The following is a 26017-nucleotide window of genomic DNA, read 5'->3' as shown; positions in this document are numbered from 1 at the left end:
CGGCGCAGTGCTCGATCCGCGTCCAGGCGCCCCGCGCCTGAGCACGTCATGCGCGGGGCTCGACCCGCGCATCCATCGAAGTCTCCGAAAAGCACTCTCTCGCAGAGAAAGGTGAATCTCCGGGTCGGGCCCGGCGATGACACCGGAGGGAGCCCAGACCGGCCGGGATCGTCACTCCCGCACGCAGATCACCCGAACCACGGCGACTTTCGGATCGCCGGCCGGCGAGGTCGCGGGCGTCACGCCGTCCTGCGCGAGCAGCCGCCGGACCGCGTCGGCCGGGATCAGCCCGGCGCCGCCGGCGCCCGGACCCGCTACCTGGGTGGGGGCGACCCGGACCACGCCGGCGAGGCGGCCGCCGGCGTCGATTGCCGCGGCCCCGCCGAAGCCCGGGGGCGGCGCGGTCGCGAGGGCGCCGCCCGGCCCGGTGCGGGCCGTCAGCGTCGAGACGACGCCGGCGCCGTCCTGGCGGTCCGGATCGGCGACGCCGACCAGCGTGACATCGGCGGCCGGCGTGCCGACCGCGCCGACCGTGCCGGCCGGGGCCAGCGGTAGCGCGGCGAGGTTCTGGGCACCGTAGAGGCGCAGCAGCGCGAGGCCGTCGGCGGTCGCCCGCAGCTCGGCATAGCCGCGCCCGGCGACCTGGACGCTGCGGCATTGCTCCAGCGCGCGCGCCTCGGTGACGAGGTCGCCGGTCGGGCTCACCACGACGGCGCTGGCATACTCCACCCGCCGGCGCGGCGCCGGCACGCCGGCCGTGCTCTCCGGGAACGGCACGAAGGCGCTCGACATCGCCACCGCCACCGGATCCAGCGTCCCCTCCAGGCTCTGGTCGTAGAAGAGCGCCATGCCGCGCACCTCGGTGCCGCGGCCGTGCGCCCTCACATAGAACTTCTTCAGTCCCTGGAACCCGGAGACCACGAAGAAGTCGCCCTTCATCACCGCGTAGTCGGGCTTGCGGGTCTTCGGCTCCTTCTTCTGCTGCTCGAAGGCGCGCGAGAGCGACACGTCCGGCCCGACGATGCGGAAGGTGTCGACCTGCACCTCGCCCTTGCCGGACTGCCAATGGGTGCCGTTGCCGCCCGCGGCCGGGCTCGCCTGGGGGGCGAGGCCGGCCGGCAGGCCGAGCCGCACGCCGCTCGCCCGGTCGTCGCGCATCGTCCAGCCGACATGCGCCTGCGCGGCCTGGGCGGCCGCGGCGAGGCGGCTGCGCTCGGCCGGATCGAGCGTGCCGGTCTCCTTGAAGCCGTAGCGCTTCTGGAAGGCCTTCACGGCCGCGAAGGCACGCTCGCCGAACTCCGGGCCGATCACCCCGTTGTAGTCGCCGGTCCAGATCAGGTCCGATTGCACGGCCATGCGCTCCGCCTCGGCGACGCCCGCCCAGGCCGGCACCGTGACGGGCTTCGGAGCGGGTTTCGGGGTCGCCGCCGCCGGGGCCGCGGGCTTGCGGGCCGGCGGAGCCGCCGGGCCGGGGGCTTGCGCTGCCGCCGGCGCGGTGCCGGCGGTCGTGCCGGCGAGCAGGGCGGCGACAAGGAGCGGCGCGACACGGTTCATTCCGGCCTCCCGAACGTGGTAGAGCGCGACGACCCTAGCCAAACCGGGCGAGGCGAGAAAGGTGCCACGATGCTGACCCCCGACGAGCTGGAGCGCTACGCCCGCCACATCGTGCTGCACGAGGTCGGCGGCCCCGGCCAGGCGGCCCTGAAGGCCGCGCGGGTGCTGGTGGTGGGGGCCGGCGGCCTCGGCGCGCCGCTGCTCCTCTATCTCGCCGCCGCCGGCGTCGGCACGCTCGGCATCGTTGACGACGACGTGGTGTCGCTCTCCAACCTGCAGCGCCAGGTGATCCATGCGACGCCCGATCTCGGCCGGCCGAAGGTCGACAGCGCCGCCGAGGTGATCGGCCGGCTCAACCCGCATGTCACGGTCGAGCGGCACCCGACCCGGATCGGGCCGACGAACGCGCTCGATCTGATCGACCGCTACGATCTGGTCGTCGACGGCTCGGACAATTTCACCACCCGCTATCTGGTCTCCGATGCGTGCTGCCTGGCGAAGCGGCCGCTGGTCACCGGGGCGGTCGGCATCTTCGACGGCACCATCACGACGCTGCGGCCGCACGAGCGCGGCCCCGACGGCACGCCGAACCCGACCTATCGGTGCCTGTTTCCGGAGCCGCCGCCGCCCGGCACCGTGCCGGCCTGCGCCGAGGCCGGCATTTTGGGCGCCTTCACGGGCGTGATCGGCTCGCTGATGGCCGTGGAGGTCGCACGCGAGATTGTCGGCTTCGGCGAGGGCCTGGTCGGCCGGCTCTTGATGGTCGACGGCCGCGGCCTGCGCTTCGAGACGTTGCGCTACGCCTGGGATCCCGACAACCCGCTGACCGGCGAGACGCCGACCATCACGGACCTGTCGGCCTACGAGGTGAGGTGAGTGGACGGGGTCAACGAACTGACAAAGGCCCCGCAACTCCGTCGTTCCGGGGCGGCGCGAAGCTAAGAATCCGGAACCGATAGCCCCTGTCTGTCGTAAGCCATGGGCACCGGATTTACGGAATCCGGGCGCGCGAACCCGACGGTCCGCGCCCCGGAACGACGACGCTCCTCACACCGTCCGGGTCTCGCCGCCGTCGAGATCGACGATCGCCCCGACGAGATGACCGAAGCGAGGCGAGGCCATCACGGCAACCAGATCGGCGACCTCCTCGGGCCGGCCGAAGCGGGCGATACGATGCGTGGCGAGCATCCGTTCACGGGCCTCGCTCTCCGACACGCCGGCCGCTTCCATCACGCGCCGCAGGCGTGCGAGAAACCGCTCCGTCTCGACGATGCCGGGATTGATCGTGTTGACGCGCACGCCGTCGGCGATGCCGCGATCGGCCAAGACCTTGGTGAGCAGGCCGAGGGCCGCGTTGACGCTGCCGCCGATCGCGAACGCGGCGTCGCCGGTGCGCCCGCCCGTGCCGGCGATCGTGATCACGGACCCGCCCGCCGCCTGCAACAGCGGCCACGCCGCCCGTGTCATCCGCATCGTGCCGAAGAACTTCGCCGCGAAGCCGTCGGCCCAGTCCGCGTCGGTCAGCGTGAGAAAGTCGCCGCGCTTGGTGGCGCCGGCGCTGTTGACGAGCACGTCCAGCCGGCCGAGCGCCCCGCTGGTCTTGGCGACGATCTCGGTCCCGGCATCCGGGTCGCGAAGATCCGCCGTCCAGGCGACGCACTCGCGGCCGAGCGCGTCGATGTCACGGCGCACCGCGTCGAGCGCGTCGGCGGAGCGCGCGACGAGCGCCACGTCCATGCCCTCGGCGGCGAGCCGCAACGCGACGGCGCGGCCGATGCCGCGACTCGCACCGGTGACGATTGCAACTTTTCCGACGAGTCCGAGGTCCATTCGCCGTCACTTTCACGTTATCACGCAGGAGAACGCGACGCCTTAGGACGGCCGCGATCGCGCATCAACACATTGTTCGAGGAAAGTGTGCACCGCAGCGCGACCGGGCGCGGTATGTCTCGGTTCGGTCGGGCGCGTTCGAGGAGATTTCACGAGTGCCAGGTCTGCAGACGACCATCGCGGCGCTGGAGCGTCAGCGAAAGCAATGGGAAGCGTTCCTGCGCATGATGCCGGGCGCCGTCTCGTCGCGCGAGCGGCCGGACGTGCCGAGCCGGCTCACGGCCGTGCCCGAGTTCGGGCCCGATCCGGGCGGCCTTCGGATGTACAAATACGTGCCGAAGAAGCCGAACATGAGTCTCGTCGTCGTGCTGCACGGCTGCACCCAGACGGCGGCGAGCTACGATCTCGGTGCCGGCTGGTCGACGCTCGCCGACCGCTACGGCTTTCTCCTCGTGTTTCCCGAGCAAACCGAGGCGAACAACCCGAAGACCTGCTTCAATTGGTTCCGCGAGCACGACGCCACGCGCGGCGAAGGCGAGGCCGCGTCGATCCGGCAGATGATCCGCAAGATGACCGAGGATCACGCCGTCGACCCGAAGCGGATCTTCGTGACGGGCCTGTCGGCGGGCGGCGCCATGACGGCCGTGATGCTCGCGACCTATCCGGAGGTGTTCGCCGCCGGCGCCATCGTGGCCGGGCTGCCCTACAAGAGCGCCACCGGCATGCGCCAGGCGCTGGAGAGCATGTTCCGGGTGAAGGTGCGGGAGCCGAAGGAATGGGGCGATCTGGTGCGCGCCGCCTCGCCGCATCGCGGCCCGTGGCCGCGCGTCTCGGTCTGGCACGGCGGCGCCGACACGGTCGTCAAGCCGAAGAACGCCGAGGAGCTGCTCAAGCAATGGACCGACGTGCACGGCCTGTCGACGCGGCCGAACCGCACCGAGACGGTCGACGGCTATCCGCGCCACGTTTGGACCGACGCCAAGGGCCGCGACGTCATCGAAAGCTACATCATCCCGCTGATGGCGCACGGAGCGCCGGTCGCGACCGGCGACGACGACACGAGCTACGGCGTGCCGGGGGAGTATCTGATCGAGGTCGGCATCTCGTCGTCGTATCACATCGCTCGCTTCTTCGGGCTGACGCAGACGCGACGCACGATCGTCGATCCGTTCGCCGGCGAGCGCCCGGCGCCGCGGGTCGAGTCTCCGAAGGTGGCGCCGACGGCGGCTACGACCGCGCCGCCGCATCGCGAGCGCGGCGCGGACCCGCAACCGGCGCAGCCGACGGCGCCCGGGGCGCCGAGGCGCCGGCCGGGTGTCCAGAAGTTCGTCGAGGACACGATCCGGCGTGCCCTCGACGCCGCCGGGCTGAAAAAGCGCCGCTGACGCCCGCGGGCGCGATCGCGGCCGCGATCGCGGGATCCGCGACCGGATCCCGCGATCGACGGAATCACTTGATGTTGCCCTTCGCCCGGTCGAACCAGTCCTCCATGTCGGCGAACAGCATCGCGCCGTTCGGCATCTTGCGGTCCTCGACGACGTAGAGCTTGCCGCCGTTGCGATAGACGATCGCCCCGGCCGGCAGTTCGCGGCCGTGCTTCATGATCATGTCGTGCCCCTTGGCGTTGGCCGTCAGCACGCTCTGGCTGCCGGTCGGCGACACGTAGACGGCCTGGCGGTCCGCCATCGCGGACTGGGCGACGGCCGCGGCCGAGACCAGCACGGCGGCGATCGTCGCGGACGAGACGAGACGAAACTTGCGCATCGGAATCTCCTGACCAATCGTGAAACGCCGGCCGGTATCGGTGCCGACCGGCGTATGCGGGCTCAGCGGATGTAGCCCTTGGCCTGGTCGATGCCGGTCTCGACCGTGCCCATGCCGGTCTCGACGTAGCGGCTGCCCTTGTCGTGGAGCGGGGCGGCCTGCGCGATGCTCTGCACCGACACCAGGGTGGCGATGGCGACGAGGGCGATCTTGATCGGGGTCATCGGGGTCTCCTGCGGTTCTCGGGGGCGGCCCGCCTCGGGGCCGGTGACGCGACTATCGCGGTGGAGACGGCCGGACTGAACTATCGATGTGCTATCGGATCGATAGCGCCCCGCTATGGCCGCGCCGCAGGGTCTGGGCGCTGCGCGAAGGCGCGTCGCCGTGGACGGCGACGTGCGGGCCGGTGGGTGCCGTGTGCGCGCCGTGTCAGTCGCCGACCGGCTCGGGCGCTTCGGCGCCGTGAGCCGCGACCGTCTCGGTCACCGACATGGCTGGTGCGCCGTGCCAGGTGACGCGCATCGCTTCGCGCACGAAGGCTCCGACCGCCGGCGCGTAGGGCCGCCCCCGCACCGTGCAGAGGTTGACGGTGCGGAGGAACTCCGGGTCGATCAGCGGCCGGGCGACGACGTCCGGGTCGGTCACCGACAGCTCCGGCATGAAGCCGAAGCCGAGCCCGGAGCGGACCATCGCCAGCATCCAGTCGTCGCGCTCGCTGGAATAGACGGTGCGGCAGGTGACGTTCTGCTCGCGGAAGAACTGGCCCGCGTAGCCGTTGAACTCGCAGTTCGCGCGGTTGACGTAGCTCAGCCCGTCGAGGTCGCGCACCCGCACGGCGTTGCGGCGCGCCAGCGCGTGGTCGGGCGGGATCACGATCATCATCCGCTCGCGATAGAGCGGCATCACGTGCAGGCGCGCGTCCGGCTCCTGGCCGGGCAGGCAGTAGATCGCGACGTCGAGCTCGCCGTCGAGCAGCATGCCGTCGAGGACGCGCGCGCTGCGGTCGCAGATCTCCAGCGCGACGCCGGGATGGCGGGTCTTCATCGCGCCGATCAGCTCGACCAGCTGGGTCGGCGCGATCGTGCACATCACGCCGAGCCGCAGCGTCGCGGTCGCCAGCGTCGCCGCGTCCCGGGCGACGCGCTTGGCCGCCTGCGATTCGGCATAGACCTGGGCGAGATGCGGGTGGACCATGCGGCCGAGCTCGGACAGATGCGTGTTGCCGCGCTCACGATGGAAGAGCGCCCCGCCCAGCTCCTCCTCCAGCAGCTTGACGGCGCGCGTCAGCGACGGCTGGGCGACGTTGCAGGCCTCGGCGGCGCGGGTGAAGTTGCGATGCTGCGCGACCGCCAGGAAGTATCGGATCTGGTGCATCTCCATGCCGGGCCTCGTCCGCTCGCGCGTCGCGCGGCGGAGGCGCCGCGGTGACGTGTCGGGGTGATAGATGGACCGGCCGCGCCCTCGCGGAAAACAAAACTCGCCGTGATCGGGGTGTTCGCACGCATGCGCGCCGCGCCGGCGGCCGCATGGGGGCCGGGCGTTCGAGGGCGGGACGCCGGCCGTATCGACGCGGTCGGGATCGACGCGGTCGGGCGGTGCCGGCCGGCACGGCGCCGGCGTGGCGATGCCGGTGTCGGGACATATCACCGGGACGGTCACGTCCAGGATCACTTGATATTTCACATGACCGGCTTGCGGCCGACGCGGGACCGCCGAGCGCCGATGCCGCAGTGCAGCGGGCCGGACCGCGTGGCGCGGCGGCATCCGACGGTGCGGGTCGGCGACCGGAAAGCCCTGTCGCGCTGCGGCTTCCGGCATCGGCACGAGACCACGCCGACGGCGGCGATGCGCCCGCCGTGCCGGCGCGCCCCTCGTCGAGCGCAAAGCCGATGTGAGATCTCGGGCGGTTTTTCCGCATTGCGGCACGACGGTGCGGCCCGAACCCTTTGACAATAGTCAGAGCGAGGGGGGAACCCGGGGAGTAGAACGCTTCCAGTCAAGGCGGGAGGGCGCGCCTGAGCACGGCTCGGCGCGTGACCCGGACAAAAGCCAGGGACGGAACGTCGAAAACCGAAGGTTCGAGCGACCACGGTCGCCCCGGCTCCCATGCGAGCGACGGACGCCTGCTCGGCGCGAGATCACGTACCAGACGGACGCAACAGATGAACGCGAAATACTCGGGCATTCCGACTGTCATCAACGGAAACGGTGCCGTCGCCCAGGTGATGGGGCACGTCTGCGGCGGCGTCATCGGCTATCCGATCACGCCGTCCACCGAGATTTCCGAGATCTACGAGGCCTTCCGCTCCGCCGGCGGCTGCAACGTCTGGGGCAAGCATCCGTTCTTCTTCGAGCCGGAGGGCGAGCATTCGGCCCAGTCCGGCGCGCTCGGCGCCGCGCTCACCGGCGGCAAGTTCGTCTCCAACGCCTCGTCCAGCCAGGGCATCCTGTACGGGCTCGAGTCGCACTACGTGACGGTCGGCAAGAAGGTCGGCGGCTTCGTCCTGCAGGTCGCCGCCCGCGTGGTGTCGAAGCACTCGCTCAACGTGATGGCCGGCCACGACGACGTCTACGCGCTCCTGCAGTCCGGCTACACGATCCTGTTCGGCTCCAACCCGCAGGAGGCGGCCGACCTCGCGGTGATCTCCTACAAGGTGTCGGCCACCTCGCTGATCCCGGTCGCCAACGCCATGGACGGCTTCGCCACCTCGCACATGATGAGCGAGGCGCTGATGCCGGAGCCGGAGCTGATCCGCGAGTTCCTCGGCGATCCGGCCGGCCGCATCAAGTGCCCGACCGTGGCGCAGGAGATCCTGTTCGGTGCCAAGGGCCGCGTCCACCAGCTCGAGCTGTGGCTCCTCAAGCACGAGGCCGACTTCGTGCCCGGCGATCTCGCCAAGCTGCGCACCTGGCTGAAGACCGAGGCCGATGGGGTCGAGACCGACAACGCCGCGGCGCTGATCGGCGACACGCTGGCACTGGTGCCGGAGGAGCTGCGCGGCGCCTGGACCCGCCAGTGGATCAACGCCTACGAGAAGGGCACCCGCCAGCTCGTTCCGGCGCTGGTCGACGTGCACAATCCGGGCCTCACCGGCGGCGTGCAGAACCAGCCCGACTTCCAGGCCGGTTCGGTCGATCACCGCACCCATTTCGTGCGTGACGTGCCGCGCTTCGTGCGCGAGGCGATGGCCGAGTACGCGGCGCTGACCGGCCGCGAGTACAAGCCGGTGATGACTTACATGTGCGACGACGCCGAGCACGTGATGGTCGGCCTCGGCTCCGTCACCGACGACGTCGAAGCGGTCGTCGCGCATCTGCGCAGCCAGGGCAAGAAGGTCGGCGTCGTGTCGATCAAGCTCCTGCAGCCGTTCCCGGAGGCCGAGCTGGTCGCCGCCCTGAAGGGCAAGACGGCCGTCACGGTGCTGGAGCGCTCCGACGTCACGGCGCTGACGAGCTTCGTCACCCAGGCGCTGTTCAAGGGCATCGAGAACGCCACCAACGGCACCCGCCATCCGGGTGTCCCGGCGCTCGACCGGTTGCCCAAGATGACGACCGCGATCTTCGGCCTCGGCGCCCACGACCTGCAGCCGCGCCACCTGATCGCCGCGTTCAAGAACATGGAGACCAGGAACGCGCCGTTCGTCTATCTCGGGTCGCAGTTCTTCGCCAAGGATCCGAGCCCGCGGCTCGCCGCCCTGCAGGAGAGGCTGAAGGAGGCCTATCCCGAGACCGAGCTGATGGCGCTCGAGACCGAGGCGAACCCGAACCTGCTGCCGCCCACGGCCTTCCGGGTGCGCTTCCACTCGGTCGGCGGCTACGGCACGATCGCGACCGGCAAGCTCCTCACCGACATCCTGGCCGGCGTGCTCGACATGCACTCCAAGGCCTCGCCGAAATACGGCTCCGAGAAGAGCGGCGCGCCGACGAACTATTACATCACGCTCTCACCCGAGCCGGTGAAGATCACCAACGCCGAGATCGAGGACGTCGAGATCGTCGTCTCGCCGGACCACAAGGTGTTCAGCCACACCAATCCGCTGCGCGGCCTGGTCGAGGGCGGCACCTTCGTGCTGCAGTCGAACCTCTCGCCGCTCGAGGTGTGGAAGGGCTTGCCGAAGCGCGCCCGCAAGACCATCCGCGACAAGAAGATCAAGATGTTCGTGGTCGACGGCTTCGCGGTCGCCAAGCGTCACGCGCCGACGCCCGAGCTCGAGACCCGCATGATGGGCATCGCCTTCATCGGCGCGGTGTGCGGCCATGTCGACCGCATCGTCGCCGACGCGTCGATGGACGTGATCCTCAAGAAGGTGCAGCAGCAGCTCGCCAAGAAGTTCGGCTCCAAGGGCGCCGCCGTCGTCGACGGCAACATGGCGGTGATCAAGGAGGGCCTCGAGGCCACGCAGGCGCTCGACTACACCCGTCCGGAATTCGTCGAGGCCGAGACCGAGGCGGGCGTGCAGCAGCTGCGCACGGTCGCCATCTCGGCGGCGATGTGCAAGGCGGCCGGCGCCGCGCCGGCCGAGGGCATCTTCGACCGCGCCTATTACGAGGAGATGGTCGCCGCGCCGTTCCGCGACGGCACCATCGCCGAGGCGCCGGTGCTGCCCGGCACCGGCATGTTCATGCCGGCCGGCTCGGCCGCCTGGAAGGACAAGGGCCTGTTCCGTCGCGACGTGCCGGAGTTCGAGCCGGCGCTGTGCACGGGCTGCATGGAATGCACGCTGGTCTGCCCGGACGCCGCGATCCCCAACACGGTGCACGACATCCACGACCTGCTGCTCACCGGCCTCAAGCACCTCGATCTCGTCGAGGCACAGCGCGAGGCGGTGCGCGATCGCGTCCATGCGCTCGCCGACGCGGTGCGCGAGGCCTATCGGAGCAGCAAGGACGCGAAGGCGTTCGGCGACGTGGTCGCGGCGGCCGTCGCCGCGCTCGACATCGACAATCCGACGCTCAAGCGCAATCTCGGCAAGCTCGCCGAGGTGCTGGCCGAGTTCCCGGTGGCGCGCACGCGGCCGTTCTTCGACTCCATGGAGAAGGAGAAGCCCGGCACGGGCGGCCTCTACTCGGTGGCGATCGATCCGTGGAAGTGCTCGGGCTGCCTCGAGTGCATCGACGTCTGCGGCCCGGGCGCCCTCAAGGCGCGCGAGCAGGACGCCGCGCTCCTCGACAGCCTGCAGGCCCGCTTCGAGTTCCTCAGCCAGACGCCGAACACGCCGGCCCGCTTCACCGACCAGGCGCTGACGGCCGACGGCGACACCAAGCGGCTGATGCTCGACCGCGCCAACTACTACGCCACCACGGGCGGTCACGGCGCCTGCCGCGGCTGCGGCGAGGTGACGGCGATCCGCCTCGTCACCTCGACCAACAACGCGATCCAGACCAAGCGCCGCAAGGATCATCTGCGCGAGCTGGAGAGCGTGATCGACAAGCTCAAGGCGAAGCTTCCGTCCGTGCAGGACGACAAGGTGCGGCGCGAGCGCATCGCCGGCGTGATCGCGACGCTGGAGAAGCGCCAGTACCTGCTGGAGAGCGGCCCGACCGGCAACGGTCCGGCGTCCGCCGTGATCGCCAACGCGACCGGCTGCTCGAGCGTCTACGCTTCGACCTTCCCGTTCAACCCCTACAACGACCCGTGGGTGAACAGCCTGTTCCAGGACACGCCGGCGGTCGCCAAGGGCCTGTTCGAAGGTCTCACGGCTTCGGCCGTCGACGACGTGAAGGCGATGCGGATCGCCAAGCTCGAGCTCGACGACGCCTACGATCCGGGCATGCACGACAAGTTCTTCCGCACCTTCGGGTGGCCGCAGTTCACGCCGGAGGAGCTGGCGCTCATGCCGACCGTGATCAGCATGGGCGGTGACGGCGCCACCTACGACATCGGCTTCGGCGCGCTGTCGCGGCTGCTGGCCACCAACACGCCCGTGAAGGTCGTGGTGCTCAACACCGGCGTCTACTCCAACACGGGCGGCCAGGCTTCGACCGCGAGCCTGACGGGCCAGGACTCGGATCTGTCGCGCTTCGGCTCGGCGCATGCCGGCAAGCAGGAGGACCGCAAGGAGCTCGGCCTGATCGCCGCGTTCCATCCGAACGTCTTCGTGGTGCAGACCTCGACGGCGCTCCAGCAGCACTTCCTGCAGAACGTGACGCGCTACCTCAACCACACCTCGTCGCCGGCCGTGCTCGACGTCTACACGCCGTGCCAGGCCGAGCACGGCATCGCCGACGCGGCGGCCAGCCGCCGCGCCCGCCTCGCCGTCGAGAGCCGCATGAACCCGGTGTTCGTGCACGATCCGGGCGCCGACCGCAGCCGCAAGGGCTGGTTCTCGCTCGACGGCAACCCCGACATCGACAAGGACTGGACGACGACCACGATCGAATACGTCGAGGACGGCGTCACCAAGCTGAAGGACGTGGTGCTGACGCCCGCCTACTTCGCCCAGGAGGAGACCCGCTTCAAGAAACAGTTCCGTCCGCTGAAGAACGAGGCCGACGCGATCCCGGTCGAGGACTACGTCGCGCTCGATCCGGCGGCGCGCGCCGGCAAAGTGCCGTTCGTGTGGTCGACCGACGCCGACAAGCGGCTGGTGAAGCTCGAGGTCTCCAACACCATCGTGCACCTCGTCGAGGAGCGGCGGCGCTACTGGCGGACCCTGCAGTACCTCGCCGGCCGGCCGATCGAGCGGCTGGACGCCGACCATCGGGTCGAGCTCGAGGCGCTGAAGTCGCGCTACGAGCAGGCCGTGCAGACGCAGGAGTCGACCCTCGACACCATCGCCCGCGCGATGAGCGAGCTCGCCGCCGCCTCGAACGCTCCGTCGCCCGCGGCGCTGGCCGGTGCGCTGGCGCCATTCGGCATGGCACCCGGCGCGGCCGCGGCCGCTCCGGCGGCCACCGCCAAGACCAACGGCTCGGCCCTGCCGCACATCCGCGACGAGGACGTCGCCGCCTGCACCAACTGCAAGACCTGCTACCAGCAGGTTCCCGAGCTGTTCGAGCGGATCAGGATCATGGTGGACGGCGTGCCGAAGGAGGTCGCCCACACCATCCCGGGCGCGCTCGAGACCGTGACGGTCACGCCGGACCTCAAGGCTCGGCTCGCCAAGGCGGCGGCCGGCTGCGACGCGGAGATCGTGCGATGAGCACCGCCAATCCCCAGGAGCAGCTGCTGCGCTACGCCCGGACCACGCAGGCGCTGGAGCAGACGCGCAATCAGCTGGAGGAGCTCGAATCCTCCGAAGCCGTCGAGCTGTTCCAGAAGCAGCTCGAGCTTCTCAAGAAGCGTCTCCTCGGCGATCCCAAGTCGCTGCGCGGCACCTTCGTGTCCGACGGCGTGCAGGCGATCGCCTGGGAGTTCCAGCAGGAGGAGCTGAGCCCCGCCTTCACGCGGACGTTCTGGAACCTGCTCCTGCGTAACGACGAGATGAGCGTGCTCCTGCAGCGCTTCATCTGGTCGATGCCGATGCGCTTCAAGCGCAAGTTCGTCAAGGCGCTCGACGATCACCTGTCCGACAAGTACCCGATGTTCAAGGGCCTGTCGGTCAAGTGGCCGTTCGACTCCTTCATCCCGCCCTACATCCGTCCGCCGGAGGAGCGCGTCGGCGACTTCGCGCTCGTCAACACCGGCTATCTCGGCTACATGGCGCTCGGCTACACCGAGCGCGAGGTCGAGATGTTCGTGTGGCTCGAGGTGCTGCGCGACAAGCAGTGCACCGACAAGCCTTGCGAGCTCGGCGTCGTCATCCACGGCAAGAAGGAGCCGAAGGGCGGCTGCCCGGTCAAGATCCACATCCCCGAGATGCTGGAGCTGCTCGGCAACGGCAAGTTCCGCCAGGCCCTGGAGCTGATCGAGAGCTGCAACCCGCTGCCCAACGTGACGGGCCGCGTGTGTCCGCAGGAGCTGCAGTGCCAGGGCGTCTGCAAGCAGACGCGCCGGCCGATCGAGATCGGCCAGCTCGAGTGGTTCCTGCCCGAGCGCGAGAAGCTGGTCGGCCCCAAGCCGGCCGAGCGTTTCGCCGGCGTGACGAGCCCGTGGGCGCGGGCCGAGAAGCCGCCGATCGCGGTGGTCGGCTCCGGCCCGTCCGGCCTGATCAACGCCTATCTGCTGGCGGCCGAGGGCTTCCCGGTCACGGTGTTCGAGGCGTTCCACGATCTCGGCGGCGTGCTGCGCTACGGCATCCCGGAGTTCCGCCTGCCCAACACGTTGATCGACGACGTCGTCGAGAAGATCAACCTGCTCGGCGGCCGCTTCGTGAAGAACTTCGTGGTCGGCAAGACCGCGACGCTCGACGACCTGAAAGACGCGGGCTTCTGGAAGATCTTCGTCGGCACCGGCGCCGGCCTGCCGACCTTCATGAACGTGCCGGGCGAGCACTATCTCGGCGTCATGTCGGCCAACGAGTTCCTCACCCGCGTCAACCTGATGCGGGCGCTGGACGAGAAGTACGAGACGCCGCTGCCCGAGACCAAGGGCAAGGAGGTCTTCGTCATCGGCGGCGGCAACACCGCCATGGACGCGGCCCGCACGGCCCGCCGGCTCGGGGCCAACGTGACGATCGTCTATCGCCGCACCAAGTCGGAGATGCCGGCCCGCGTCGAGGAGCTGCACCACGCCCTCGAGGAAGGCATCGAACTGAAGGTGCTGCGCGCCCCGATCGAGTTCATCGGCGACGAGAAGACCCACTTCGTCAGCCACGCCGTGCTCGCCGTCAACGAGCTCGGCCCGCCCGACAAGTCGGGCCGCCGCGCGCCGGTCGCCACCGGCGAGACCGAGCGGGTGCCGGTCGATCTCGTGATCATGGCGCTCGGCAACACGGCGAACCCGATCATGAAGGACGCCGAGCCCGACCTGAAGACCTCGAAATGGGGCACCATCGAGGTCGGCGAGGGCACTCAGCGCACTTCGATCAAGGACGTCTACTCGGGCGGCGACGCGGCCCGCGGCGGCTCCACGGCCATCCGGGCGGCCGGCGACGGCCAGGCGGCGGCGCGCGAGATCGTCGGCGAGATTCCGTTCACGCCGGCCGAGATCAAGGAGCGGGTGGCGAAGGCCGCGCGCTACACCGAACTCGGCCAGGTGAAGCAGACCATCGTCGAGAAGATCCCGCTCGCCGGCGGCATCGTCGAGTTCAAGGTGCGCGCCCCGATGGTGGCGCAATCGGCCAGGGCCGGCCAGTTCGTCCGGGTGCTCGGCTGGGACGACGGCGAGCTGATCCCGCTGACGCTCGCCGACTGGGACGCCGAGGCCGGCACCATCGACCTGGTGATCCAGGGCATGGGCACCTCGACGCTCCTGATGAACCAGATGACGATCGGCGACGCCTTCGCCGGCATCGCCGGCCCGCTCGGTCGCCCCAGCGAGCTGCATCATTACGGTCCCGACCAGACCGTGGTGTTCACGGCCGGCGGTGTCGGCCTGCCGCCCGTCTACCCGATCGCCCGCGCGCATCTGGAGATGGGCAACCACGTCACCCTGATCGCCGGCTTCCGCTCCAAGGAGTTCCTGTTCTGGACCGGCGACGACGAGCGGATGGGCAAGCTGAAGGCCAAGTACGGCGACCAGCTCGACCTGATCTACGCGACCAACGACGGCACCTACGGCATCAAGGGCTTCGTCACGACGCCGCTCGAGGAGATGCTGAAGAACGACAAGACGTCGAAGGGCCGCAAGATCGCCGAGGTGATCACCATCGGCCCGCCGATCATGATGCGGGTGGTCTCCGATCTCACCAAGCCCTACGGGGTCAAGACGGTGGCGAGCCTCAACTCGATCATGGTCGATGCCACCGGCATGTGCGGCGCCTGCATGGTGCCGATCACGGTGGACGGCAAGATGGTCCGCAAGCACGCCTGTATCGACGGGCCGGAGCTCGATGCCCATCTCATCGACTGGGACAAGTTCCTGCCCCGGTTCAACACCTTCAAGGCGCAGGAGCAGGCCAGCAAGGTGGCGCACGGCCTCGCCTGAGCGAGCCGCGGCGCGGAGCGCGCGGACGCGACCCGTATTGCGACGCAGCAAGCGGCCGACCTGCGGGCGGCGGACGAGACCAGGGAGCGGGGGCGAGCCCCGCTCCCTTTTTCGTTCCGACGGCCGCCCGGGCCCGGCGAGGCCCGCGGGCGCGACGGCGTGCCGCGGGGTGGCCGCTCCGTATGGCGTCCGCTCCGTGCGGCGTCCGCTCTATATGACAAGTGCGAGCCCTGCATCGTTTGCATTCGAAGTGCGATGAGCCATGCGCGCGCGGGAGCGATGCCGCCCCGCGGCCTTGCGCCGCCGAGCGGGCGCCCCGACAATGACCTCCCGCAACGAGCCTTCCGAACGAGACCCCATGAACCCCGCGAGCCACACCGCGAGCTACACCGCGAGCGCGAAGCGCCTGACCAATGCGGGCGCCCGAAAAATCCTGGAGACCGCCCTGGAGAAGGCCCGCGCGGCCGGCATCCAGGTGGCCGTGGCGATCGTCGACGGCGGCGGCAATCTGCTGCTGCTGGAGCGCATGGACACGGCGCGCTTCCATCTGGTGCATTCCTCGACCACCAAGGCGCGGTGCTGCGCCTCCAACAAGCGCCCGACGACGTCCAAGGGCGCCGTCGCGCAGCCGCTCGACGTCGCCCACGCGCTCGGCCTCGCGCTCGCCGCCGGCCCGGAGAACTGGACCGCCATGGAGGGCGGCTGCCCGATCATCGTCGACGGCGAATGCGTCGGCGGCGTCGGCGTCTCGGGCGGCAGCTGGGACATGGACGCGCAGATCGCCGAGGAGGCGGTGCGCTCGATCGGCGCGTCGGTGTCGATCGACGGGAAGTGAGTCACATCCGAGGTCGCGCCGCCCACCAGCCTCGTCTTGGCCGGGCTCGCCTCGGCCATCCATCCACCTCGCGACATGCGCGTTGTCGCCGATGGATGCGCGGGTCGAGCCCGCGCATGACGGTCGAGAGCATCGCGCTCTGCGTCAACTACAACTATCGGGTCATTCCCCATGAGCAACACCTCACCCGTACGCGTCGGCTGCATCGGCATGGGCTGGTGGTCCGACGTGCTGGCCGATGCCATCGCGCGCTCCGGCAAGATCGAGATCGTGAGCTGCTACACCCGCACGGCCGACAAGCGCGACGCCTTCGCCAAGAAGTACGGCTGCAAGGCGGTGGCGAGCTACGAGGAGATGCTGGCCGATCCGTCGATCGAGGGCATCGTCAACACGACGCCCAACAACGTGCATCTGGAGACGACCGCGCAGGCCGCCGCCGCCGGCAAGCACGTCTTCCTCGACAAGCCGATCGCCAACAACGTCGCGACCGGCCGCGCCATCGCCGAAGTGGCGAAGAAACACGGAATCATCCTGCAGCTCGGCTACCAGCGCCGGCGCGAAAACCAGTTCCGCTGGATCAAGCAGCAGATCGACGCCGGCGTGTTCGGCAGGCTCGTCAACGCCGAATCGAACATCAGCCGCGACCGGCTGGGCAAGTTCGATGCGCATCACTGGCGCCACACCGCCGAAGGCATGCCGGGTGGCGTGATGCTGCAGATCGGCATCCACTACATCGACGTGCTGAGCTACCTGATGGGGCCGGTCGTCGCGGTGTCGGGGCGCGCGAGCCAGCTCGTTCTGCCCGGCGACAATCCGGACGTCGCCTCGATGATCCTCGAGCACGAGAACGGCGCGCTCTCCACGGTCAACGCCTGCTATGCCTCGGCCGGCGAGTACTATCTGATGAACATCTACGGCAAGGAGGCGACCGCCTATTACGACCTGCACGGGGGCTTGCGCTTGCAGAAGCGCCACTCCGACAAGGTCGAGGCGATCCCGTTCGAGAAGAACGACGCGATCCGCGACGAGCTGGAGGAGTTCGCCGCGATCGTGCGCAGCGGTGGAAAGCCGGAGACCGACGGTGTCCACGGTTACCGATCGCTCGCCGTGGTGCGGGCCGGCACCGTCTCGGCCCGCGAAGGCCGCCGCGTCACGGTCGCCGAGATGCTGGAGAAGGATTGAGGCGACGCGTCCGGTCGAGGCGCTTCTTCACCTCTCCCCGCGTGCGGGGAGAGGGAGCGCCGCCGTTGTGCCGTGATCCCTGCCGCCCCTCAACCCCGCATCTTCACCACCACCTTGATGGCATCCTCGATCCGGTCGCGGGCGTAGCGGAAGGCGGTCGGCACCTCCTCCAGCGGAAACGTGTGGGTGTGGATCAGCTTCGGCTCGAGCCGCTTCTGCGCCACGAGCGCGGCGCAGCGGTGCGTCGCGCTGCGGCCCTCGCCGCGGATGCCGAACACCGAGATGTGCTGGCGGATCAGCTTGGCGAGATCGACCGACGCCTTCTCCTCCGGGAAGCCGACCAGGCACACCTTGCCGCCGCGCTTGAGCATGTCGGTCGCGACGTTCAGGCTGTTCGGATCGCCCGACGCCTCGACCACGTAGTTGACGCCGCGCCCGCCCGTGATGCGACGCACCGCCTCGACCGGATCCTCGTTGCGGATGTTGACGACGTGATCGGCGCCCATGCGCTTGCCGAGCGCGAGGCGCGCTTCGCGCGTGCCGGTGAGGATCACCGGATCGGCGCCGAGCGCCTTCGCGACCGCCGTCACCATCAGGCCGATCGCACCCGGCCCGAGCACCACGACGCTCTCGCCGGCGATCAGCCCGCCGAGCGTGTCCAACGCATACATGGCGGTGCCGGCCGTGACGATCAGGGTCGCCTCCTCGTCGCCGACGCCGTCCGGCACGTGGATCAGGGTCGACACGTGATTGACCTGATATTCGCAGAAGCCGCCGTCGGTGGTGAAGCCGTTGGCGCGGTGGCCTTTGTCGTGGCCCTTGTAGTTCATGCCGTAGTTCAGGCAGGCCGTGTACATGCCGGCGCGGCACCGCTCGCAGCGGCCGCAGCCGTAGTGCACTTCGACGACGACGCGGTCGCCGATCGCGAACTCGTCGACCCCGGGGCCGAGCTTCACCACGGTCCCCATGTACTCGTGGCCGGGGGTGAAGTTCTTGTTGAACGGCTTGCCGCCCTCGATCAGCGCGGGCGGCCCCTTGGTGATGATCGAGATGTCGCCGGCACAGAACGCGATCGCATCGATGCGCACCAGCACCTCGGCATGACCCGGCTGCGGCACCGGCTTGTCGGTGAGGCGGAGCTGGCCCGGATCGTCCAGCACCCAGGCCTTCATGGTCGACGGGACGGGGAAGTCGTTCGGAGCGGTCGAGCTTGCGGTCGCGGTCATCGCAGTGTCCTTCTCGGTCCGGCGCGGCGGGCGCGCTCGCAGGCGATCATTTCTCCACGGGGAATCCGACGATGCTGCCCCATTCGGTCCAGGAGCCGTCGTAGATCTTGACGTTGCGGTAGCCCAAGAGCTTCTCCAACGCGACCCAGACCAGGGTGGCGCGATGGCTCATCCGGCAGTAGACGACGACGTCCTCGTGAGCACCCGGATCGACACCGGCGACGGCGAGTGCGCGGCGCATCTCGTCTTGGGTCTTGAACGCGTTGTCGTCGTTCAGGAAGCAGCGGAAGTAGAGATGTCGTGCGCCGGGGATTCGACCGTAGCGCATGGCGCCGTGATCGAACGCGGTGGCGTACTCGGCGAGCCGGACGCCGAGATATTCCTCGGCCGACCGGACGTCGAGGAGCAGCCGCTCCGGCCGTCCGAGCTTCGCGCGCACGTCGTCGCGGCCGAGACGCATCGAGCGGTCCGGGGCGGGTGTCGGATAGGGAACCGGCGCGGCGTGTGGCACGGTCTGCGAGCGCGGGCGGTTCTCCTGCATCCACTTGCGGCGGCCGCCGTCGAGCACCTTGAGGTTCTTGTGGCCGGCCATCGTGAAGGCCCAGTAGGCGTAGGTGCCGTACTGCACCGGTTCGCCATAGAGCACGACCGTGGTCTCTGGGCCGATGCCGAGCCGGCCGAACATCGCGGCGAGCGCCTCCGGCGTGATCAGCTCACGATCGGTCGGGTGCCAGCAGGCGTCCTTCCAGAACAGGAAGATCGCGCCCGGAATGTGGGCGTCGCAATAGGGTCGCGGCTCGGCCTCGCCCGAGATCTCGATGATCCGCAGATCAGGATCGGTCAGGTGGCTCTCCAGCCAGTCGTTCGAGACGAGTGGTGAGTTCATCGTGTCCTCGATCGATTCGGAGCGCCCCGGAGTGCCGTTCGCGGAGCCGGGTGCGGACATGGGCCGGCCGCAGGGGCGGGCCCGGGATGCGTGGCCGAGGCTCGCACCGTCACGTCGCCTTGGCCTTGGCCTGCCCGGCGGTCTCCCGGCGGCTGCGGACCATGGTGATCGCCTGGCCGACGAGGATCAGCAGCGCGAGAACCCAGAACAGCAGCGCCGTGTAGGATTCCACGAAGATGGCCGGCGACCCCTCCGACATGATCATGGCGGTGCGCGCCTCGCGTTCCAGCGTGGGCCCGAGCACCAGGCCGAGCAGGATCGGGGTCGCCGGGATGCCGCCCTTGATCAGCCAGTAGGCGACGAATCCGACCAGGGCCATCACGCCGACGTCCAGCAGCGAGTTGCGGATCGCGAAGGAGCCGATCACGCACATCACCAGGATGCCGACAGCCATGAGGTGCGGCGGCACCCGCAACGCCTTGACGAACAGACGCACGCCGAACAGCTGGATCAGCGCGGTGACGACATAGGCGAAGACGAACAGGAGATAGATCGACGTGATCACGTCGGGCTTCTCCATGAACAGCAGCGGGCCCGGTTGGATGCCGTGGATCAGCAGGCCGCCGAGGATGATGGCGGTCGCCGGATCGCCCGGGATGCCGAGACCGATGAGCGGGATCATGGCGCCGCCCGTGACGGCGTGGTTGGAGGCCTCCGGCGCGACCACGCCCGATACCTCGCCCTTGCCGAACGTCTCGGGATGTCTCGACCAGCGCTTCGCCTGGTCGTAGGCCAGGAACGCGGCGATCGGTCCGCCGGTGCCCGGGATGGCGCCGACGACGGTGCCGATCGCGGCGGAGCGGACGAAGTTCCACCGCTGTGACAGCAGGAGCCGCCAGGACGGCAACTCGGTGCGCACATTGCCCGCTTCGATCGCGATCTCCTTGCCGCGCCAATAGGTCGCGAACACGGCGACGACGTGCGGCACGGCGAACAGGCCGATCATCGCGACCAGGAGGTCGACGCCCTGCAGCATCGCCGTGGTGCCGAAGGTGAAGCGCGGCACGCCGTCGATCGGATCCTGGCCGATGTTCATCAGCATCAGGCCGATGACCCCGCCGATCAGCCCCTTGACCAGGGAGCCGCCGGCGAGCCCGCAGATGGTGGAGAGGCCGAACACCACCAGCGCCGTGATCTCGGCCGGACCGAACGAGATGGCGACGCGCGCGAGCGCGTCGACCGAGATCAGCATGACGAGCAGGCTGAGGATGCCGCCGACGCAGCCCGCGATGGTGGCGATGCCGATGGCGATCGAGGCCTGTCCCTTCTTCGCCATCACCTCGCCGTCCAGCACCGTGGCGGCGGCCGAGGGCGTGCCGGGCACGCCGATCAGGATGGCCGAGACGGCACCGCCCGTCATGCCGCCGATATAGGTGCCGAGCAGCAACGCGATGGCGGCCGTGTGGCCCATCGTGAAGGTGATGGGCAGAACCATGGCCAGCGCCATCGAGTAGGTGAGGCCCGGAATGGCGCCGAAGATCAACCCGACCAGCGCCCCGAAGAAGGTGCCGAGCAGCGCCTGCCAGCTCAGCGAGGCGGCGAGCGCGGTCATGAAGATGTCCATGGGGCGAGCCTCAGAACAGGTTGATCAGCTCGCCGACCGGCAGATAGACGGCCAGGAGCTTGCCGAGGATCAGCCAGATCGCCAATGCGAAGCCGAGCGGATAGCCGATCAGCAGCCAGGGCGAACGCTTGCCGAGCACGAGGTAGAGGAACGCCGCGAGCACGACGACGGTGCCGATCAGGAAGCCGGTGAGCTTGAGCAGCAGGATGTAGACGGCCAGGAACCCGAAGGTGGCGGCGATACCGCGCCGATCGAGCGCGTCGAGGCCGGGACCGGCCTTCCGGGTCGGCGCGGCCGAGGTCCGCACGACCGCGCCGACCAGAAGAATGCCGGCGAGCACGGCGAGCGCAATGCCGGAGGCGAGCGGGAACGTCCTGGCGCTCGACGGGCTGCCGGGCGCGTCGGGGATCGTCGTCAGGACGAGGCCGATCCACACGAGTGCGACGACGAGCAGAAGGGTTCCGGTCACGAGATCGCGCCCGCGGTCGGCCGTCATCGGAGGCTCCGTTACGCTGTCGGGTTCGAGAGAGCGAGAATGAAGATCGCGCGATGGGAGCGATCGGCGCGGCCGGAGCGACGTGCGGGCGAGCGCCGAGCACCCGGCTCGCGGGTCGGCTACTTGTCCTTCTTGTTGATGCCGAGCTCGGTCATCAGAGCGCCGATCTCCTTGTCGTTTTCGGCCACCATGGCGCCGAACTCCTTGGCCGACTTGTAGAGCGGCGAGAAGCCGAGATTGTCGCCGGCTTTCTTGAAGTCGGGCGAGTCGACCGCCTGCTTGATCGAGGCCTCGAGCCTGGCGATCACGGCCGGCGGCGTGTCCTTGGGCGCGTGGATGCCACGCCAGATGGTGAGATCGAGGCCCTTGGCGCCGGCGGAATCGCAGGTGACGGTGTCGACCGGGAGTTCGACCTTCTCCTTGCTGGTCATGCACAGCACGTTGATGGTGCCGGCCTTCACGTGCGGGGCGAATTGGCTGGCCCACTGCAGCGCGGCGTCGATGCGGCCGCCCAGCAGCTCGGCCGGTGCGCGGCCTTCGCCGTATGGAATGTAGACGACCTGCAGGCCGAGGCGGTTGAACAGCGCCGCCGAGGCGAGATGCGTGAAGGTGCCGAGGCCGGAGACGCCGACGCGCAGCTTCTTGCCGGTCGCCTTCGCGGCGTCCTGCATCGCCTTCAGATCCTTCCAGCCGGAGTCCGAGCGCACGGCGAGAACCGGAACCTCCATTCCGATCTGCGCAACAGGGGCGAGCGCCGCGTAGTTGAACGGGAGATTGCCCTGATAATAGACGGTCGAGATCGAGTTCGACGAGAACACGATGCTGTAGCCGTCGGGCGCCGCGCTGTGCAGGAACGTGTAGCCGATCGCGCCGCCGCCGCCGGGCCGGCTGACCGTGATGACCGGCTGGCCGATGTTCTTCGACATCAGATCGGCGAGCACCTGGCTGATCGTCTGCGCCGGGCCGCCGAACAATGTCGTCATCTCGATCGTCTTTTCGGGGAATTCGGCGCGGGCGGGCGAGGCGAGCGAGAGCACCAGAGCGGTGGTCGCCGCCGAGGTGAGCAGCGTGGTGGCAGTGGTCCGTGTCAGTCTCATCTGATCCTCCGGCCGGGGGGAGAGTCTCGTCGGGCACTGTCGCGACCGGAATGCTGCACGATTTGCAATATTCAGAAAAGCAGCGGTCTCGCTCCCCCTGCTCCGCGTGGCGCGCATGCGCACGTGAGCGGGCGGCCCGAGCGGCAGATCCCGTTTCAGCTCGCCGCAGCCGAAGCTGCGGTGCCGAAGAGCACACGCGGAAGAGTGGTTGCGATGGATCGCGCGTAGCCACGCGAGACCGGGGCGTCGGCTCGCGCGAGGGCGTCGAAGCGCCGAGCACCGACGAGCGTGGCGTCTCGGGCCGCGGAACGACACGCGTGCTCGCGTTGCAGCAAGGTGAGTGTTGATGATGCGGTGCGGGTGGCGGATGCGCGGCGAGTGCGACGTGTCGCCGCCGCGGAGCCCGCCGCGGCGGGGCGGGCTTCGGAGCCTGGGACGACGCGGTCTCGTGTCCGCCGTCGCACCGGTCACATCGACCGATCGACCGATCCGGCCCGACATGACCTACAAGGGTGAGGACGGAGCACGACCGGCGAGCCGCGCTCCCGCCCTCACTGCGGCTTGAAGTTCACGCTCTCGAGCAGCGCGGCGAGGCGCGGCACCTCGCGGGCGATGTAGCTGCGGGTCTCGTCGATGGTCTCGATCACCGGCTCGAGCAGCGTCGCCTCGAGGCGCTTGAGCACCTCGGGATCGGCCATCGCCTCGCGCATGATCGCGTTGACCTGCTCGAGAATGGGTAGCGGCGTGCCCTTGGGTGCCCAGATGCCGTACCAGGACTGCCACTGGTAGCCCGGCATGCCGGTCTCGGCGATGGTCGGGATCTCGGGCGCCAGCTTCGAGCGCTCGGGCGAGGCGATGCCGAGCGCCTTCACCTTGCCGTCGCGGGCCGAGGGCAGCAGCGCGAAGGAGGAGTCGATCAAGAGCTGGACATGGCCGCCCATCACGTCGGTCAGCGCCGGGGCGGTGCCGCGATAGGGTGAGATCGTGATGTCGAGGCCGGCCCGCCGCAGGAAGTCGATGGCCGCGAGATGGCTTGGCGCCCCCAGCGCCGCGACCGCGAAGGTCCACTTGTCGGGCTGCGCCTTGGCCGCGGCGATCACCTCGGCGACCGACTTCTCCGGGCGGTTCGGCGCCATCACCATCACGAGCGGCGCCTTGGCGGTGCGGGCCACCACCTCGAAATCCTTCTGCGGATCGAACGAGACGCCGCTCACCACCAGGTTCAGGACGATGTGATTGAACGCCGAGGCGAGCAGCGTGTAGCCGTCGGGCGGTGCGTGCAGCACCGCCGTGGTGCCGATCACGGCGCTGCCGCCGGGCCGGTTCTCCACCACCACGGTGGCGCCGAGCTTGTCCTGGATGCGCTGACCGGCGATCCGGCCCATGGCGTCGTTGGCGGCACCGGCCGGGAACGGCACGACGATCTTCACCGGCCGTTCCTTCGGCCACGCCGCCTGTGCGTGCACGGCCGGAGCCGGGAATGTGGCGACGGCGAGCCCCGCCGCGCTGCCGACGAGCAGGGTTCGGCGGGTCGTGCCGATCGTGGTCTGGTCGATCGTCGTCTTGTCGGCCATCGTGCTCTCCCGGACTGTCGCCGTTTTCGATCGGCGCTCCTGTCCGCGATAGCACTCCCGGCCGAAGGGCTCCAGCGAGCGCCGCGCGATACGCAGTCGACCCGAGCCGTGACGGGTTATCACGGATCAGCGATGCGGACGGAGTTTCGTCCTCCGAGCGCGTTCCGCTGTGCGTCACGCAGGGCCTCGCGCGGGTGCCCTCTCAGGCGACGAGGCGCTGGTGCAGCGCGTCCGGCCACTGGCTCGTCAGATAGCGGAACATCCAGTTGCCGCGCCGCTTCAGGCGCTGATACGCGGCCTTGAGGTCGAGCACCATGGTGATGCGGCGGCTCGTGCAGGCGAGCTCGCCGACCTCGTGGGTGGCGACCGGATGGAAGCCCATCACGCGGGTGTGGAAGCCGTAGGGGCTGTGCGGGTCGTCCTCGAAGACGTCCGTGAGGTAATGCGTGTAGCCGCGTGACACCGTCTCGGCGGCCGCCGCCCGCATCAGCGCGGCGGCGACGACGAGGCGGCGGCGGAAGCGCGGCACCACGGCGAAGCGGCCGATCTCGGCGATGCGGCTGCCGCGGATCATGTCCTCGATCTTCAGCGTCGGGTCGAGCGGCGCGAAACCGTAGGAGGCGTAAGCCTCGACGGGCGGATCGTAGACGACCCGCACCACGCCGGCCGGGCGCACCCGGACGCCGATCGGGCGCGACCGCACGTCGACCACGAACCACGAGACGTCGTCGCGGGCGAGATCCTCGGGCGGGAACTGGGTCGCCGGATCGACGACCCAGCGCTTCTCGCGTTGGTAGGTCGCCTGCAGCACGGCGAGCACGCGCTGGCGGCCCTCCTCGTCGATCACCCGTGTGGCGGTCACGCGCTCGTCGAGTCTCATGGCGAACCTCCGAACGAGGGGGGGAGAAGGGCAGGTGCGGGAGTGGGTGGGGGCGCGACGATCCCGCGGCCGCTCGGCGCGTCGGGCGACCATTGCTTGCCGGAGAGGCGGGCGATCTCGCCCATCACGGTGGCGTGCCAGGCGCGCAGCGCGGCGGGCGAGGGGTGATCGAGGCGCTCGCGCGGCAGCAGCGGCGGCCCGATGCGGACCTCCATGGCGTCGCGGTCGCCGATCGGGCGGCCGGGCGTCGCGTGCGGAAAGCGGATGCCCACCGGCACGATCGGCACGCCGGTCTCGAGCGAGAGGAGGGCGGCGCTGCGCCGGCCGGGCAGCAGGCGCTCGGGATCACGATTGACCGTGCCCTCGACGAAGATGCCGACCGAGCGGCCACGCAGCAGGCACGCGCGCGCCTCGTCCAGCACGGTGCCGTGCGACCGGTAGAGCGGGCGCAGCAGGTCGAGCACGCGCGGGCGCGCCGGCTTCGCCGTCACGGTCAGGGCGCCGGACCGGCGATAAAGCAGGCCGATCCCCGGGATGAGCCGAAAATTCCAGTCGGCCATGAAATGGATCAGCCGGCCGCCCCGGTGCAGGGTCAGCACGGCCGGTACGAGCAGCGCCTCGGTGCGGGTCGAGTGGTTGAGGGCCAGGATGAACGGGTCGTAGCCGGCGCGCACGTTCTGCAGGCCGCTCACGGCCAGCACGCGGCCGCGGGCGGCGAGCGCCATGGCGCGCACCAGGCAACGGTCGGCGAAGCCGTCCTGATAAGGAAGCGGCCATCGCATCAGCTCGCCGAGCGTCACGAACGCCCAGTCGGGTGGATCGGCGTAGAGCGACATCGTCGAATGCGAATGCATGCGGCGAGGCGGTCGCCGCCCGGCGCGGCGACCCGGCTCGTCCGGTGATTCACACAGTGATGATCGATTCCTGTTGCGCCCGGATGAGAGGGGCGTGACGGCCGCGTGACAACGTGGGCGGGAAGAAAAGCGATCGTGAGTCTTTAAGGACGATGCGCGGCCTGATCCACAGCCTGCTCCCTCCCCCACAAGGGCTACGGCATGCACACATTTCGGGTGGGCAAGAGCTTGTCTCGGAGGATCCAGCC

At 69.6% G+C, this 26017-nt stretch carries 19 protein-coding genes; 6 read left to right on the top strand and 13 right to left on the bottom strand.

Annotation, left to right across the window (positions count from 1 at the left end; genetic code table 11):
* Positions 1-171 precede the first annotated feature (171 nt).
* Complete coding sequence (locus tag ACFSOX_RS13565) at positions 172-1554, bottom strand: peptidoglycan-binding domain-containing protein (protein WP_378478349.1); 1383 nt, start codon at positions 1552-1554, stop codon at positions 172-174.
* Between the two features lie 69 nt (positions 1555-1623).
* Between ACFSOX_RS13565 and ACFSOX_RS13560 the strand changes: the two genes are divergently transcribed.
* On the top strand, positions 1624-2430 hold the full coding sequence (locus tag ACFSOX_RS13560) for a HesA/MoeB/ThiF family protein (RefSeq protein ID WP_378478348.1): 807 nt from the start codon (positions 1624-1626) through the stop codon (positions 2428-2430).
* 171 nt (positions 2431-2601) lie between these two features.
* Here ACFSOX_RS13560 and ACFSOX_RS13555 read toward each other — a convergent pair whose 3' ends face one another.
* Positions 2602-3384, bottom strand: a complete 783-nt coding sequence (locus ACFSOX_RS13555; RefSeq protein WP_378478347.1) for an SDR family oxidoreductase — start codon at positions 3382-3384, stop codon at positions 2602-2604.
* A gap of 155 nt (positions 3385-3539) precedes the next feature.
* Here ACFSOX_RS13555 and ACFSOX_RS13550 point away from each other — a divergent pair, with 155 nt between their 5' ends.
* Complete coding sequence (locus ACFSOX_RS13550; RefSeq protein ID WP_378478346.1) at positions 3540-4769, top strand: extracellular catalytic domain type 1 short-chain-length polyhydroxyalkanoate depolymerase; 1230 nt, start codon at positions 3540-3542, stop codon at positions 4767-4769.
* 64 nt (positions 4770-4833) lie between these two features.
* Here ACFSOX_RS13550 and ACFSOX_RS13545 read toward each other — a convergent pair whose 3' ends face one another.
* The 3 genes from ACFSOX_RS13545 to ACFSOX_RS13535 all read right to left on the bottom strand — a co-directional run bounded on the left by ACFSOX_RS13545 (position 4834) and on the right by ACFSOX_RS13535 (position 6528).
* Positions 4834-5148 (bottom strand): hypothetical protein, encoded by a 315-nt coding sequence (locus ACFSOX_RS13545; protein WP_378478345.1) that lies wholly within the window; start codon positions 5146-5148, stop codon positions 4834-4836.
* A 62-nt stretch (positions 5149-5210) separates the two neighbouring features.
* Positions 5211-5372: a hypothetical protein gene (locus tag ACFSOX_RS13540; RefSeq protein ID WP_378478344.1), complete on the bottom strand. Its 162-nt coding sequence runs from the start codon at positions 5370-5372 to the stop codon at positions 5211-5213.
* 205 nt (positions 5373-5577) lie between these two features.
* The gene (locus ACFSOX_RS13535; RefSeq protein WP_378478343.1) at positions 5578-6528 is read right to left on the bottom strand and encodes a LysR family transcriptional regulator; all 951 of its coding nucleotides are present in this window, start codon (positions 6526-6528) and stop codon (positions 5578-5580) included.
* Positions 6529-7310: 782 nt separating this feature from the next.
* Here ACFSOX_RS13535 and ACFSOX_RS13530 point away from each other — a divergent pair.
* The 4 genes from ACFSOX_RS13530 (at position 7311) to ACFSOX_RS13515 (ending at position 17132) form a co-directional block, all read left to right on the top strand.
* Complete coding sequence (locus ACFSOX_RS13530; protein WP_378478342.1) at positions 7311-12290, top strand: 2-oxoacid:acceptor oxidoreductase family protein; 4980 nt, start codon at positions 7311-7313, stop codon at positions 12288-12290.
* Positions 12287-15115, top strand: a complete 2829-nt coding sequence (locus tag ACFSOX_RS13525; RefSeq protein WP_378478341.1) for a sulfide/dihydroorotate dehydrogenase-like FAD/NAD-binding protein — start codon at positions 12287-12289, stop codon at positions 15113-15115. The genes ACFSOX_RS13530 and ACFSOX_RS13525 overlap by 4 nt, the downstream gene beginning before the upstream one ends.
* Before the next feature lie 358 nt (positions 15116-15473).
* Entirely contained in the window at positions 15474-15950 is a 477-nt protein-coding gene (locus ACFSOX_RS13520) for a GlcG/HbpS family heme-binding protein (RefSeq protein ID WP_378478340.1), read from the top strand.
* 171 nt (positions 15951-16121) lie between these two features.
* Positions 16122-17132, top strand: a complete 1011-nt coding sequence (locus tag ACFSOX_RS13515) for a Gfo/Idh/MocA family protein (RefSeq protein ID WP_378478339.1) — start codon at positions 16122-16124, stop codon at positions 17130-17132.
* 89 nt (positions 17133-17221) lie between these two features.
* Here the strand turns inward: ACFSOX_RS13515 and ACFSOX_RS13510 are convergent, their stop codons facing one another.
* The 8 genes from ACFSOX_RS13510 to ACFSOX_RS13475 form a co-directional block, all read right to left on the bottom strand.
* Positions 17222-18358, bottom strand: coding sequence for a zinc-dependent alcohol dehydrogenase (locus ACFSOX_RS13510; protein ID WP_378478338.1), 1137 nt, complete (start codon positions 18356-18358; stop codon positions 17222-17224).
* A gap of 46 nt (positions 18359-18404) precedes the next feature.
* Complete coding sequence (locus ACFSOX_RS13505) at positions 18405-19244, bottom strand: sulfurtransferase (protein ID WP_378478337.1); 840 nt, start codon at positions 19242-19244, stop codon at positions 18405-18407.
* Between the two features lie 109 nt (positions 19245-19353).
* Entirely contained in the window at positions 19354-20868 is a 1515-nt protein-coding gene (locus ACFSOX_RS13500; RefSeq protein WP_378478336.1) for a tripartite tricarboxylate transporter permease, read from the bottom strand.
* A gap of 10 nt (positions 20869-20878) precedes the next feature.
* On the bottom strand, positions 20879-21364 hold the full coding sequence (locus ACFSOX_RS13495) for a tripartite tricarboxylate transporter TctB family protein (RefSeq protein WP_378478335.1): 486 nt from the start codon (positions 21362-21364) through the stop codon (positions 20879-20881).
* Between the two features lie 119 nt (positions 21365-21483).
* On the bottom strand, positions 21484-22461 hold the full coding sequence (locus tag ACFSOX_RS13490; protein ID WP_378478334.1) for a Bug family tripartite tricarboxylate transporter substrate binding protein: 978 nt from the start codon (positions 22459-22461) through the stop codon (positions 21484-21486).
* Positions 22462-23012: 551 nt separating this feature from the next.
* Positions 23013-24035: a Bug family tripartite tricarboxylate transporter substrate binding protein gene (locus ACFSOX_RS13485; RefSeq protein WP_378478333.1), complete on the bottom strand. Its 1023-nt coding sequence runs from the start codon at positions 24033-24035 to the stop codon at positions 23013-23015.
* Between the two features lie 202 nt (positions 24036-24237).
* Positions 24238-24915 (bottom strand): GNAT family N-acetyltransferase, encoded by a 678-nt coding sequence (locus tag ACFSOX_RS13480; protein WP_378478332.1) that lies wholly within the window; start codon positions 24913-24915, stop codon positions 24238-24240.
* Entirely contained in the window at positions 24912-25769 is an 858-nt protein-coding gene (locus ACFSOX_RS13475; RefSeq protein WP_378478331.1) for a lysophospholipid acyltransferase family protein, read from the bottom strand. The genes ACFSOX_RS13480 and ACFSOX_RS13475 overlap by 4 nt, the downstream gene beginning before the upstream one ends.
* Positions 25770-26017 lie beyond the last annotated feature (248 nt).

Source organism: Rhodoplanes azumiensis (genome assembly GCF_042682915.1).
GTDB classification, from domain to species: Bacteria; Pseudomonadota; Alphaproteobacteria; order Rhizobiales; family Xanthobacteraceae; genus Rhodoplanes; species Rhodoplanes azumiensis.
Note: the sequence above shows the minus strand (reverse complement) of the source record. Positions and strands in the feature narration are given on the sequence as shown.